We start from the raw sequence: 12,068 nt of genomic DNA, 5'->3' as shown, positions 1-12,068 counted from the left end.
GCGCTCTTCTCAGGAACGCCCATGGCTGCCCCGGAACGCCGCGCTGCCCTGTTCGCCATGGCCGTGCTGGCCGCGCTGGGCAGCGCTCCCGCCCTGGCCCAGTTGCCCGCTGCCGATCCGCCCTCCGCGCAGCCGAGCTTCCGGCCGCCCTGGCCGGATGACCTCACGACCGTGCCGCTGAATCCCCCGCGCGAACTGACCCTGCTGCCCGGCCCTTACCAGCCCGGCCTCCCCTGGGGTACGCGATTGCGCTATCCCGTCACCACACCCTGGCCGGCTGGTACGCCCTGCGGCAACTGGTGCAACGGCGTCGTGATGCTCGAACTCATCAGCGGCCAGGCTTCCGGGATGAACCGGGAGGTATGGCGGTTCCGGCGTGCCCTGGCGCAGCCGGACCCGCGATACGACCGCAAGCCGATCACGCCGCCGCCGGACTACACGGAAGCCTGGGAGGAGGTCACTCGCGACCCGCCTACCACGCCGCACTTCCCGGCCGACTCCCGCATCTTCATCCGCACTGACGCCCAGGGCGTGCCGAGCGAGTTCGTGCGCTGCACCACCCGCAACACCTCGCCCGAGGACGTGCTGGGCTGCACGGTGAGAACCACACTGGACGGGACCCCGGGCCTGCAGGTGACGCTGGTCTACGCCGCCAACTACTGGCCGGAACGGGAGGAGATCCGGGCCGCGGTGATGGAGCTGCTGGAATCCTGGCGCTAAGCCGCCGCACGGAACAGCGGCATCGGCGGGGTACGTGATCCCCGCCCCGCAGCGGCACGCAACTTCCCGGGCCTCCGGGGCTCTTTCCCGCCGATGCTCGTCGCTACCTACAACATCCACCACGGCCGCGGCACGGCCGGGTTGTTCCGTCCCGACCGCATCGCGGCCGTGATCGCCGAGATTGGCCCGGACCTGATCGCGCTGCAGGAAGCGCAGCACTATTTCCGCCGCGGCACCGGCATGCTGGACGCCCGCGGCATCGAGCGGGAAACCGGGCTGCGCCTCCTCCTCGTGACGGAACGGCCGGGCGAACAGGGCTGGCGCAGCAACCTCGTGCTGCTCCGGCAGGACGCGCGCATCCTGCGCCCCCCCGAGGGGCTGCGCCTGGGCGGGCTGGAGCCGCGCGGCGCGGTACTGGCAGAGCTGGACCTGGGCTGGGGACCCTTCCGGCTGCTGGCGACGCATCTGAGCCTGGGCGCGGCGCGACGGCGCCGGCAGGCGGAGCTGCTGCTCCGGGCCATGGAGAGCGGGGCCGGCGCACGCCTGCCCACCCTGCTGCTGGGCGACCTCAACGAGCGCAAGCCGCACGGCTCCGCCCTGGAGGTGCTGCGGCCCGTCTTCGGCGAACCGCCGCGCGCCGCCACCTTTCCGGCCATGCTGCCGATGCTGTCGCTGGACCGCATCCTCGGCCATCCCCGGGGACTGGTGCCCGGCGTGACGGTGCACGACACGCCCCTGGCCCGGCGCGCCTCCGACCACCTGCCGCTGGTGGCGCAGCTGGACACGCGTGTCCTGGCGGCTGCGTCACGGGCCGCAGCGCCGGCTTGACCGGGCGCAGGGGATTCTGCACCGCCGACCCATCCCGGGTTCGCGCGTTGCGCCCACAGCGCGAAACCCCCATCGCCCGGAGCACCCCCACCCGTGACCCTGCACCCCGCCCCCGAGGCCCTGCTCTTCGACGTGTTCGGCACCTGCGTGGACTGGCGCAGCAGCATCGCCGCCGAGGGCGAGCGCCTGGGCGCTCGGCTGGGGCTGGGCGCGGTGGACTGGTTCGCCTTCGCCGATGCCTGGCGCGCCCGCTACCAGCCGCAGATGGAAACGGTGCGCAGCGGCCGGCGCCCCTGGACCAAGCTGCCCGTGCTGAACCGCGAAGCCCTGGACGAGGTGCTGCCGGCATTCGGCCTGGACGCGCTGCCCCTCGCCGAGCGCGACGCCTTCAACCACGTCTGGACCCGCCTGACTCCCTGGCCCGACGTGGTGCCGGCGCTGGGGCGGCTGAAGCGCCGCTTCATCCTGGCGCCGAACTCCAACGCCGACATCGCCTCCGGCGTGCGGCTGGCCCGGCATGCCGGCCTGCCCTGGGACACCATCCTGGGCGCCGAGATCGGCCAGGGCTTCAAGCCGCAGCCGCAGGTCTATCTCCGCAGCGTGGCGGCGCTGGAACTGGACCCGGCCGCGGTGGTCATGGTGGCCGCGCACAACGGCGACCTGCGCGCTGCCGCCGCCCTGGGCCTGCGCACCGCCTTCGTGCCGCGCCCCACTGAGCACGGGCCGCAGCAGCGCAGCGACCTGCACCCGGACGGCGACTTCACCCTGGTGGCGCGCGACTTCACCGACCTCGCCGACCAGCTCCTGGCCACCTGACGCGCCCTGGCGGCCGCTCCGAACCCCCACGGGATCTGGGTGCCCGGATGGGTCGGGTGTCAGCCCGTCCAGTCGGACACGAAGCCCTCCAGCGCCGGGCGGCGCGGGGCAGGGGGCAGCTCCTCGGCCGGGGTGCCGGCGAACAGGAAACCCAGCAGGCGGTTCGGCGGCGCCAGGCCCAGGGCTTCCGCCAGGCGGGGGTCATAGGCATTGGCCCCCGTCAGCCAGATGCCGCCATAGCCCGCGGCGTGCAGGGCGTTGAGCAGGTTCATCGCCCCCGCGCCCACGGTCAGCAGCTGCTCCAGCTCCGGGATCTTGCCCTCGCGGATCTGCGCCCCCAGGGCGATGATGACGGGGGCGCCCAGGATGCGGCGGCGCTGCTTCTCGATCATCGGCGGCGTCACCTCGGGGTCGCGGGCGCGCATCGCCGCTTCCACCGTGTCGGCCCAGCGGGCGCGCGCCTCGCCGCGGATCAGCACGAAGCGCCAGGGCCGCAGCCAGCCGTGGTCGGGGGCACGCAGTGCGGTTTCCAGCATGCGCTCCAGCTCCGGCCCGCTCGGACCGGGCTCGCGCAGGGCGCCCACGGAGCGGCGGGACAGCAGCGCGTCCAGGGTGGACGGGAACAGATCGTGGCGCTGGGTGGGCAGGTCCATGGAGGCAGTTCCTGTGGCGAAGCGGAAAGGCGCTGGCGAGGGCCGCAGCCTAGTGGAGATGCGAACCATTCGCAAAACCTGCCGCGGGCCACCCGCGACCTGGCCGGGGATGTGGAAGCGGCCCGGCCGGAACGCCAGGGCCGCGCCGCCGGGTTTCAGCCCGGCGGATCGGGCAGGCGGAAGCGCCAGGCATCCGGCACGCCGCCGCGGATGGCCAGCTCGCGCGGCTTGCGGCGATCGGCGCGCGGGAACTCCGACACCGGGCGCAGGGTGCTCTCGTCGCGCGGCGAGGGCGGCCAGCGCCGCGTCATCACCGACCCGGCGTTGATCGGCGTGGTCCAGGCCGCAGCGCCGTGCACGGCCAGCAGCGCGGCGGCATCGAAGCGCAGCACCACCTGCGCCCGCGCCGCGTTCACCCCCGCCAAGCGGGTGGCATCCGCGGCCGAGAGCCAGAAATACGCGTGGTCATTGATCAGCCGCCGCCATTCCCGCGGCTGGCCGGCATAGCGACCGCCCAGGCAGGCCAGCAGCCCCTTTTCCGGCAGCCACTGGTCGCGCAGCACGGCCCCGGGAAGGCCGGGGCGTTGCAGGGGGTGGAAGCGGCCCTTGCCGCGGTTCTCCTCCAGCAGCGCGGCCCGTTCCGCTTCCGGCACGCCGTAGAGCTCCACCAGCGCCGCGGCCGAGAGCAGCCCGTTCCGCTCGATGCCCGGCAGGGCCGCGGGATCGGTGACGTGGAACAGCACGGGAAAGCGCCGGGCGAAGGCGGCGACGCCCTCCGCCGCCATCATGCCGGGCACGCCACCGTCGCGCCGGCCAGGGGCAACGCCGTCCCGCACGGGACATCCGGGCGAAGCGCGCCCCGGCTGGCGGGACGAAGGGCGGCGCTCATCCCAGGCCCAGCACGTCGCCCATGTCGTAGAGGCCGGGCTCACGCCCCAGCAGCCACAGGGCGGCGCGCACCGCTCCGGTGGCGTAGACGCGGCGGTCGAAGGACCGGTGGGTCAGGGCGATCTGCTCCGATCCCGCGGCGAAGAGCAGCGTGTGGTCGCCCACCACCTGCCCGCCGCGCAGGGCGGCGAAGCCGATCGTGCCGGTGCTGCGCGGGCCGGTATGGCCGTCGCGCCCGCTTTCCCGTCCGGCGGCTTCCAGCGTGGTGCCGCGGCCGCGCGCCACGGCGCGACCCAGGGCGATGGCGGTGCCGGAGGGCGCGTCCACCTTCTGGCGGTGGTGCATCTCCACGATCTCGGCGTCGTACTGCTCGGCCGGCAGGGCGGCGGCCATGCGCTCGGCCAGGGCGAAGAGCAGGTTTACCCCGGGGGCGAAGTTGGCGGCGTAGACGATCGGCACCCGCTTCGCCGCCGCGGCCACGGCGGCTTCCTGCGCTGCATCCAGCCCGGAGGTGCCGAGCACCAGCGGCGTGCCGGCCGCCGCGGCGGCTTCGGCATGCAGCGGGGCGGTGGAGGCGTGGGTGAAGTCGATGGCCACGTCGCTGCACGCCATCAGCGCGGCGGCATCGGGCAGCACGGGATAGGGTGTGCTGGCGGCGCTGCCGTCGCGCAGCGTGCCGCCGGACACGGCCGCACCCGCGGCCAGGGCTTCCTCGGCCAGCAGGCGGCCCATGCGGCCGGCGATGCCGGGAATGCCGATGCGGGTGGCCATGCTGGGCGGTGTTCCTGGCTGCAAACGGGCTTCGCCAGGGCTCTTGCCCCGAAACCGGGGCGGGCGGCAACGCCGCCGGAAAACGGACCCGCCGGGCCCCCTGGAAAGGGGGTTCGGCGGGGGAGGCGTCAGGCGCCGTGCGGGGCGGTGGGCAGGCGCAGGGCAGCGCGGTCCAGGGCGACGCGGGCGGAGACATTGGCCGCCACCAGGGCGGCGAGGGTAACGGCGAACAGGGTGGTGATCATCGCAGTGCTTCCTTCAAACCGGGCCATTCGGCCCAGCCGGAAGATGGGGTCTGCGGCACGGGGACAGGCGCGCTGGGAATGCATGACAGCGGGAAAGCTTTGTATCATGTGCATGACAGACGACTGCGGGGCGGCCAAAGAAAAGGGAAAGAAAAGGGCGGGATCGCTCCCGTCCTCTGCCTGCCCGGCCTGTGCCGGAAGCTCAGATCCCGGCGTTCCAGTAGGGCGCCTTGTAGTAGTCGTAGACCCGCTTGCCATAGGTGTCGTCGTTGAGGTCCACGTCCGACCCGGCGGCATAGGAAGGCGCGCCGGAGAGCTGCTCGCGCGTCATGTCCACCACGTAGCCGCCCAGCTGCACGTCGTAGTTCAGTGTGGACCAGGGCAGCGGGTGGTACTGCTCGCCGATGCCCAGGAAGCCGCCGAAGCTCATCACGGCAAAGGCGACGCGGCCGCTGATCTTGTCCAGCATGACGTCCTCCACCGTGCCGAGCCGCTCGCCCTCCCGGTTGAACACCGCCGTGCCCTCGACCTTGTCGGCCGAGATCAGCCGCCGGCTCTCGCCGGTTTCGACGCCTTCGCGCGCGGCCTCGAAGGTGCCTGCCACTGTGCCGCTCATGCTGCCGTCTCCCTCGCTGGGATGTGCCGTCGCCGGGCAGCGATGCCGTGCCACCCCTGCGAAACCAACGCCCGGGCGATGGTGGAGGTTGCCCGGGCTGCCGCGGCCGGAACCGCGGGCAGGGCTCAGGCGGTGACTTCGCGGATCTCGCCGGTGGCGGGGGGCGGCGGCAGCGGCCCGTCGGTGCCCTGCCGCTCCGCCAGTGCCATCAGCGCCTCGCACAGCGTCACCGCCTCGCGCAGCGAGGTCATGATGGTCTCGCCCGGCCCTTCCGCCCGCAGCGCCGTCAGCACCGGGCTGTCGGGGGAGGCGTGCCACAGGCCGATGATGATCTTCACGCCGGGGATGCGGCGCCGCAGCCGGCGCAGGAAGTGGCGCACCGCCGCGGCGCTGTTGCCGTCCTCCAGCACCGACAGGCAGCACAGGCGGATGCGCTCGGGGTCGAGCACCCCGGGGCCGGCGGTTTCCAGCACCGTGCCGGGCTCGGCGCGGGCGCCGAAGCCGTGGCGCTGGAACACCTGCGCCGCCATTTCCGCGCCCAGGTCGTCGAACTCGCCGCGGCCGGCGATGCAGAGCACCGCCCCGTCCCGCGCCCAGGAAGGCGGCACCGGCAGCGCCACGGCCGTGGCGGCGGCGATGCGCGGGGTGGCCGACCCTTCCGGCAGCAGCTCGTCCTCGGCCTTGAGGTCCTCCATCAGCGTCTGCACCTGCTGCCGCAGCCCCTGCAGGCGGTCCGCTTCCAGCACGTCGCGCGACCGGTCGCCCTGCGCCAGGGCCAGGCCGCCCATCGCCACCTCGTCGTAATAGGCGGAGAGCGAGCCTTCCCGCAGGTGCTGCTTGGCCTGCGCCACCAGCCCGTCCGTGTCGCCTTCCAGGGCGCGCTGGTAGAAGGTTTCCGCCGGCAGCAGCGGCGGCCGGTCGCCCAGCATCACCTCCAGGAATTCCAGCCGGTCCACGTGCCGGCCCAGCACCACCAGGCACACGGTCAGCGGCGTGGAGAGCAGCAGCCCCACCGGCCCCCAGATCCAGGCCCAGAAGGTGGCGGCCACGATCACGGAGATCGGCGACAACCCGGTGCTGTGGCCGTAGAGCAGCGGTTCCAGCACCTGCCCCATCAGCGGCCAGGTCAGCACGAACAGCAGCAGCACGGAGATGGCGGTGGTCCAGCCGGGGTCCACGGCCAGGGCCAGCAGCAGCGGCGGCACCACGGCGAAGAAGTTGCCCACGAAGGGCACGAAGCGCATCACCCCCGCCACGATGCCCCAGAGCACGGGGTTGGGCAGGCCGATCAGCGTCAGCCCGCCGCCGATCACCAGCCCGTAGGAGGCGTTCAGCGCCACCTGCGTCAGGAAGAAGCGCGACAGCCGGTAGGCCGCGTCGTTCATCGCCGCCATGGTGCGATGGAGGTCGCGGGCGCCGGCCAAGCGGATCAGCCGGTCGCGCAGGTCCTCGCGGTACAGCAGCACGAAAATCACGAACACGATCACGATGCCGGTGGTGGCCAGCGGCTTCAGCAGCGGCTCCGCCACGCTGCGCAGGATGTCCAGCGCGGAAGGATCGGCCGGGCCATAGGCCGGCGCGGGCACCACCACCGCCACCGGCACGGCCTCGGTGGCGCCGCTGCCCATGTTGCCCATGCCGCGCAGCATCATGTTCACCTGCGCCAGCGTGGCGTCGAGGTGCAGCGACACGATCTTCTGCTGGATCGCCGCCTGGTAGGCCGACAGGTTGCCCACCAGCTGCACCGCTTGCTTGGTCACCGCCAGGCCAATGCCCAGCAGCACGGCAAAGGCCAGCACCACCGCGATCAGCACCGCCAGCGCCCGCCCCAGCCGCAGCATCCGCAGCAGCCGCACCACCGGGGCCAGCACGAAGGCCAGCAGCACCGCCAGCACCACCGGCACGAAGAGGTCGCGGCCGAAATAGATCGCGGCCACCACCAGCGCGGCCCCGAACAAGGTGGTGAACCCCGGCGGATTGCCGCCCGTCGCCATGACCGGGCGGCGCCTGTCCAGGGAGGTTATGGGCATGTCGTTGAGTCCATTCCTGCGGCCGCACCCGTTCTCCGCCATGTGGCCGGCAGGCTGCTGGGACGCAACGGTGCCGGGGAGGCGGAGTTGGCGGCCCCGCGGCGAAGAATCCGCGTCCCCGCCGCGACCTCCGCCCCGCCCGGCAGTGCGCGCAGCCCTTCAGCCGTGGTCCCAGAGCCGCGCGGCGCCGAACACGCCCGAACTGTCCCCGTGCCGCGCCCGCACCAGGTTCACCCGCGTGGAATCCCCGAAGATCCAGGGCGCCATCAGCGCCGGCACGCGCTGGTACAGGTGCGCCATGTTGGACACCCCGCCGCCCAGCACGATCACGTCGGGATCCAGGATGTTGGTCAGGTTGGCCAGCGCCCGGGCCAGCCGCTCGGCATGGCGGTCCAGCCCGGCCTGGGCGGCCGCATCGCCGGCCGCGGCGCGTTCGGGCAGGCGGCCGGCGTCGCGGTGGCCCGGCCCGTCCGTGTCGGCGGCCAGGGCCGGGCCGCACAGGAAAGTCTCCAGGCAGCCATGCCGGCCGCACCAGCATTTCGGGCCGGGATATTCCGCCGCCTTCATCCAGGGCAGGGGGGAATGGCCCCATTCCCCCGCCACCCGGTTGGGCCCGTCCAGCGGCCGCCCGCCCACGGCGATCCCCGAGCCCACCCCGGTGCCCAGGATCACCGCGAACACCACCCCGTACCCCGCGCCGGCGCCGTCCGCGGCCTCGCTGGCCACCAGGCAGTTGGCGTCGTTGGTCACTCGTACCTCGCGGCCCAGGGCGGCGCGCAGGTCGGCATCGAAGGGACGGCCGTTCAGCGCCTGGGTGTTGGCGTTGCGCACCAGCCCGGTGGCGGGGCTGATGCTGCCGGGGATGCCCACGCCCACCGTTCCGCGGCTGTTCAGCTCGCCCTCCACTTCCCGCACCAGGGTGGCCACCGTGTCCAGGATGGCGGCGTAGTCGCGCGGGGTCGGGCGGCGCTGGCGCAGCAGCACCTCGCCCGCGGCGTCCAGCGCCACGATCTCCGTCTTGGTTCCGCCCAGATCGACGCCCAGCCTGACCTGCATGCTCCGCCCCTGTTCCTGTTCCCCGCCGGCCGGCCCGGCCCGGCATCCGCTGCCACCCGCTGCAACGCGCGCCAGGGCCACGGGTCGCGCCGGCCGCAGCCCCCGCCGCCGGCCGCAGTGGCCCCTGCCGCCGCCCTCGCTGTCCTCGCCGCCGCGGCACGCGGCGTGCCAGGCGCGCGTGTCCCGTGCCAGTGGACAGAAAGGCCGACGGATGGTGGAGTCCGGGAAATGAGCGAGACGGTTCTCGACGTGCAGGGGCTGACCTGCCCCTTGCCGGTGCTGAAGGCCAACAAGGCGCTGCGCGGGCTGCCGCCCGGCGCCCGACTGACCGTGCTGGCCACCGACCCGGCCAGCGTGAAGGATTTCCAGGCCTATTCGCGGGAAACCGGCCATGTGCTGGTGGGCTTCAGCGAGGGCGCCGGCCTGTTCCGCTTCACCCTGCGCAAGCGCGACGACCCCGCCAAGCCGGCCGCCGCCGAGGAAGCGGCCAGCACCACCGAACCCGCTGCCGATCCCGGCACGGCCGGCACCGCTGCCGCGCCGGGCGGCGGCACCGCCGCGGCATCGGGCGCGGCCCGCAGCGCCCCGCCGGAACCCGCGAAGCCGTCCTCCCGCGGCGCCGGCAAGGGCAGCGCCGGCCACCGCGACCGCGAGCCTTCTTGAGCCCCCTGATCCTCACCCATCGGGCCTGCCTCGGCCACGACATGGGGCTCGGCCATCCGGAATGCCCGGATCGGCTGCGGGCGGTGATGCAGGCGCTGGAAGCCCAGTCCTTCTCCTCCCTGCCGCGCGAGGAAGCGCCGCGCGCCACCGCCGAACAGCTCGAGCGCGTCCACCCCGCCGACTACGTGTCCGCCATCCTGTCCGTCCGCCCGGAGGGCGAGGCGCGCGTGGCCCTGGACGCCGACACGATCATGAACAGCGGCAGCGCCGAGGCCGCGCTGCGCGCCGCCGGTGCCGCCGTGGCCGCGGTGGATGCCGTGGCGGGGGGCGAATACCGCCGCGCCTTCTGCGCCACCCGTCCGCCCGGCCACCATGCCGAGCCCAGCCAGGCCATGGGCTTCTGCTTCTTCTCCAACGCCGCCGTGGCCGCCCGCCACGCGCAGGCGGTGCACGGGATCGCGCGGGTGGCGGTGGTGGATTTCGACGTCCACCACGGCAACGGCACCCAGGCCGCCTTTGAGCGAGACGGCAGCCTGTTCTTCGCCTCTTCGCACCAGATGCCGCTTTATCCCGGCACGGGCGCTGCCAGCGAGCGCGGGGTGGGCAACATCCACAACGCCCCGCTGCGCCCCGGCGCGGATGGCGCCGCCTTCCGGGCCGCCTGGGACGACACCCTGCTGCCGGCGCTGGAAGACTTCGCCCCGGGGCTGGTCATCATCTCGGCCGGCTTCGACGCCCATGCCCGCGACCCCCTGGCCCAGCTGCGCCTGCACGAGGACGACTTCGCCGCCATCACCGGCGCGATCTGCGAGGTTGCCGGGCGGGTCTGCGAGGGCCGCGTGGTGTCCCTGCTGGAAGGCGGCTACGACCTGGAAGCCCTGGCCCGCTCCACCGCGGTACACGTCCGCGCGCTGATGGACAGCTGAAGCAGCAGTTCGGACTGGCGCGCCCGATCGAGCGCCACCCCTCAAGCAGGGTCTGAGGCATCCACAACGCTCCGGTTCCCGCGGCGGGGAAGAGCCTTGCTGCCGGCCGCAGCCGGAATACGGGTACCGAGGTCAGCGTCGGTCGGGTTCGACGGAGCGGTTTTCACGAACTGGCGTCGGCACGGATCCCTATTTAGATACCACATCGGAACTTATCGGTTCCGGCTCCGCGCCGCCCAGGAAAATGCCGCATGTCGCATACCGCCGCACCCAGCCCCACCCCAGGGGTCGTGTTCCATGACCCATTGCGGATGCTGAACCACTTCGAACGGCGCACGGCCGGAACCGGCGGCATTCGGCGGATCGCCAAGGGGTGGGCGCCCGATGGCCGCTTCGGCGTCATCATCGAGGGCACCTTGCTGCCGCCCTTGTACCGCGAGGATGGCCCGGTGCCGCCCGGCCGCATTCGCGCCAGCAACTTCAACAAGCTGATCCTGGCCAAGCAAGGGGCCGGCCACCTCCGCGCCCAGTATCCTTCCATCGATCGGTACCAGATGTCCCATCTCTGGGGCCCTGGTTTCGGCGACGAGGCAGCGGCCGGCATGATGTGGGCGCCTATCGCCATGAACCTGGAATTCCAGAACATGGGCATCGAGCGCTTCATCCGCGAACGCTTCGTGGACTCCCGAAGCAGCGGCGCGCAGCTGCGACTGCGCGCCACGGCAGTGGCCTGGGACGACCCACCCAACGTGACGGATTTCCTCCGCCATGCGGAATACGAGCTGACCAGCACGACCCCCGGGGGCGACTACGAGAAGGTCCGCATCACCATCGAGGTACTGCCGCCCGGCAATCCCGGCGTGAAGAGCTTCCATGTGGAGCAGATTGCCTGACCGCGTCGGCAGCGACGCAGGCTGCCCATGTCCATGCGGTGAGGCCCTGTTTGCCGCAAGGGCGGCAGTGGCAGGAAACCCTCTCCCTTCCAGGTCGCTCCCCATGCGGAGCGCGGCCCGTCGGCCGCCATGGAGAAACGGCAGCATGTTCACCATCGAGATCGCGGGCAAGCCGGTCGCCGTGACCGACGCCGCCGAGGACGAGGCCAAGGAACTGGTGGCCAGCGAGCCGTTCCGCGCCGACCTCCGCCGGCTGGCCACCGCCGAAGGCCCGCTCTGGGACGGCGCCGCCCCCCTGACCATCCGCCCCGCCAACGAGGACGAAACCGCCGCCTTCGAGGCGAGCGAGGATGACGAGGATGACGAGGACGAGTTCGACGACGAGGACGAAGATACCGAGGACGAGGATGCCGAGGACGAGGACGACGAGGTCGCCGTGATCGTGTTCCTGGTTCCCATCCTGGACGACGACGAGGAGTAAGGGACCGGTCCTGGCCCAGGGGGCCCGCCCCGCCGAGGTGCGGACCTGCCAGGCCCGCTCCACCCGAAGCGTGTTTCAGGTTCGGGTGGTGTCGGTTGGTCTCTTGGTGTGCTGGCCTAGACCAGGGGCTCTGCCCCTGGACCCCTGGGTAAAGCGAAGCCTTTGTCCCGAGCCGGGGAGTTACTGAACTTCCCCGGACCCTGCGTTGAGTGCCTCCGGCGGGGGCGGGATGGCCGGGGTTGTCCAGTTGGACAGGTGTGTCCGGTCCCGCCCCCGCCGGAGGCACTCATGAGACACGAGGTGCCCCGGGCTCCTCGCGCGGGACAAAGGCTTCGCCTTTGCCCTGGGGTGTCCAGAGAGGCAGAGCCCCTCTGGCCCAGGCCAGAACACCCTAGAGGCTGTTGTGGACTGAGGGGAGGTCCAGATTTGCGGGATGACCCGCAAGGCTTATCCGTCCGACGTATCCGATGAGGAATGGGGTC

At 72.6% G+C, this 12,068-nt stretch carries 12 protein-coding genes and 1 pseudogene; 7 read left to right on the top strand and 6 right to left on the bottom strand.

The window, feature by feature from the left end; all coding sequences use genetic code 11:
- Window positions 1-21 precede the first annotated feature (21 nt).
- From ACLIBK_RS20390 to ACLIBK_RS20380, 3 genes are all read left to right on the top strand, one after another.
- Window positions 22-720, top strand: coding sequence for a hypothetical protein (locus ACLIBK_RS20390; protein WP_415389141.1), 699 nt, complete (start codon window positions 22-24; stop codon window positions 718-720).
- 93 nt (window positions 721-813) lie between these two features.
- Window positions 814-1,548, top strand: coding sequence for an endonuclease/exonuclease/phosphatase family protein (locus ACLIBK_RS20385; RefSeq protein WP_415389140.1), 735 nt, complete (start codon window positions 814-816; stop codon window positions 1,546-1,548).
- A 93-nt stretch (window positions 1,549-1,641) separates the two neighbouring features.
- Window positions 1,642-2,364 (top strand): haloacid dehalogenase type II, encoded by a 723-nt coding sequence (locus ACLIBK_RS20380; protein ID WP_415389139.1) that lies wholly within the window; start codon window positions 1,642-1,644, stop codon window positions 2,362-2,364.
- Window positions 2,365-2,423: 59 nt separating this feature from the next.
- Here ACLIBK_RS20380 and ACLIBK_RS20375 read toward each other — a convergent pair whose 3' ends face one another.
- The 6 genes from ACLIBK_RS20375 to ACLIBK_RS20350 all read right to left on the bottom strand — a co-directional run bounded on the left by ACLIBK_RS20375 (window position 2,424) and on the right by ACLIBK_RS20350 (window position 8,623).
- The gene (locus ACLIBK_RS20375) at window positions 2,424-3,017 is read right to left on the bottom strand and encodes a nitroreductase (RefSeq protein ID WP_415389138.1); all 594 of its coding nucleotides are present in this window, start codon (window positions 3,015-3,017) and stop codon (window positions 2,424-2,426) included.
- Between the two features lie 155 nt (window positions 3,018-3,172).
- A complete protein-coding gene (locus ACLIBK_RS20370) occupies window positions 3,173-3,853 on the bottom strand; it encodes a DUF7002 family protein (RefSeq protein ID WP_415389137.1) in 681 nt (226 codons plus the stop codon).
- A 49-nt stretch (window positions 3,854-3,902) separates the two neighbouring features.
- Window positions 3,903-4,676, bottom strand: coding sequence for a 4-hydroxy-tetrahydrodipicolinate reductase (gene dapB, locus ACLIBK_RS20365; protein ID WP_415389136.1), 774 nt, complete (start codon window positions 4,674-4,676; stop codon window positions 3,903-3,905).
- A 447-nt stretch (window positions 4,677-5,123) separates the two neighbouring features.
- Entirely contained in the window at window positions 5,124-5,537 is a 414-nt protein-coding gene (locus ACLIBK_RS20360) for a PRC-barrel domain-containing protein (protein WP_415389135.1), read from the bottom strand.
- A 125-nt stretch (window positions 5,538-5,662) separates the two neighbouring features.
- Complete coding sequence (locus ACLIBK_RS20355) at window positions 5,663-7,567, bottom strand: AI-2E family transporter (RefSeq protein ID WP_415389134.1); 1,905 nt, start codon at window positions 7,565-7,567, stop codon at window positions 5,663-5,665.
- A gap of 159 nt (window positions 7,568-7,726) precedes the next feature.
- The gene (locus tag ACLIBK_RS20350) at window positions 7,727-8,623 is read right to left on the bottom strand and encodes an ROK family protein (RefSeq protein ID WP_415389133.1); all 897 of its coding nucleotides are present in this window, start codon (window positions 8,621-8,623) and stop codon (window positions 7,727-7,729) included.
- Between the two features lie 228 nt (window positions 8,624-8,851).
- Between ACLIBK_RS20350 and ACLIBK_RS20345 the strand changes: the two are divergent.
- The 4 genes and pseudogenes from ACLIBK_RS20345 to ACLIBK_RS20330 all read left to right on the top strand — a co-directional run.
- Window positions 8,852-9,097 (top strand): annotated as a pseudogene (locus ACLIBK_RS20345) (sulfurtransferase TusA family protein); the annotation flags it as partial.
- A 185-nt stretch (window positions 9,098-9,282) separates the two neighbouring features.
- Window positions 9,283-10,212, top strand: coding sequence for a histone deacetylase family protein (locus ACLIBK_RS20340; protein ID WP_415389132.1), 930 nt, complete (start codon window positions 9,283-9,285; stop codon window positions 10,210-10,212).
- A 251-nt stretch (window positions 10,213-10,463) separates the two neighbouring features.
- Entirely contained in the window at window positions 10,464-11,105 is a 642-nt protein-coding gene (locus ACLIBK_RS20335; protein ID WP_415389131.1) for a polymorphic toxin type 4 domain-containing protein, read from the top strand.
- Window positions 11,106-11,250: 145 nt separating this feature from the next.
- A complete protein-coding gene (locus ACLIBK_RS20330) occupies window positions 11,251-11,586 on the top strand; it encodes a hypothetical protein (RefSeq protein ID WP_415389130.1) in 336 nt (111 codons plus the stop codon).
- Window positions 11,587-12,068: the final 482 nt, after the last annotated feature.

The sequence above is a fragment of the Roseomonas sp. BN140053 genome (genome assembly GCF_047690175.1).
Taxonomy (GTDB): domain Bacteria; phylum Pseudomonadota; class Alphaproteobacteria; order Acetobacterales; family Acetobacteraceae; genus Roseomonas.
This window is presented reverse-complemented; position numbering and strand designations above follow the sequence as displayed.

Excerpts from the sequence above, each read along its gene's own strand:
- ACLIBK_RS20360 (WP_415389135.1), bottom strand. The coding sequence starts at position 5,537 with ATGAGCGGCACAGTGGCAGGCACCTTCGAGGCCGCGCGCGAAGGCGTC.
- dapB (WP_415389136.1), bottom strand. The coding sequence starts at position 4,676 with ATGGCCACCCGCATCGGCATTCCCGGCATCGCCGGCCGCATGGGCCGC.
- ACLIBK_RS20390 (WP_415389141.1), top strand. The coding sequence starts at position 22 with ATGGCTGCCCCGGAACGCCGCGCTGCCCTGTTCGCCATGGCCGTGCTG.
- ACLIBK_RS20350 (WP_415389133.1), bottom strand. The coding sequence starts at position 8,623 with ATGCAGGTCAGGCTGGGCGTCGATCTGGGCGGAACCAAGACGGAGATC.
- ACLIBK_RS20355 (WP_415389134.1), bottom strand. The coding sequence starts at position 7,567 with ATGCCCATAACCTCCCTGGACAGGCGCCGCCCGGTCATGGCGACGGGC.
- ACLIBK_RS20375 (WP_415389138.1), bottom strand. The coding sequence starts at position 3,017 with ATGGACCTGCCCACCCAGCGCCACGATCTGTTCCCGTCCACCCTGGAC.
- ACLIBK_RS20385 (WP_415389140.1), top strand. The coding sequence starts at position 814 with ATGCTCGTCGCTACCTACAACATCCACCACGGCCGCGGCACGGCCGGG.
- ACLIBK_RS20330 (WP_415389130.1), top strand. The coding sequence starts at position 11,251 with ATGTTCACCATCGAGATCGCGGGCAAGCCGGTCGCCGTGACCGACGCC.
- ACLIBK_RS20335 (WP_415389131.1), top strand. The coding sequence starts at position 10,464 with ATGTCGCATACCGCCGCACCCAGCCCCACCCCAGGGGTCGTGTTCCAT.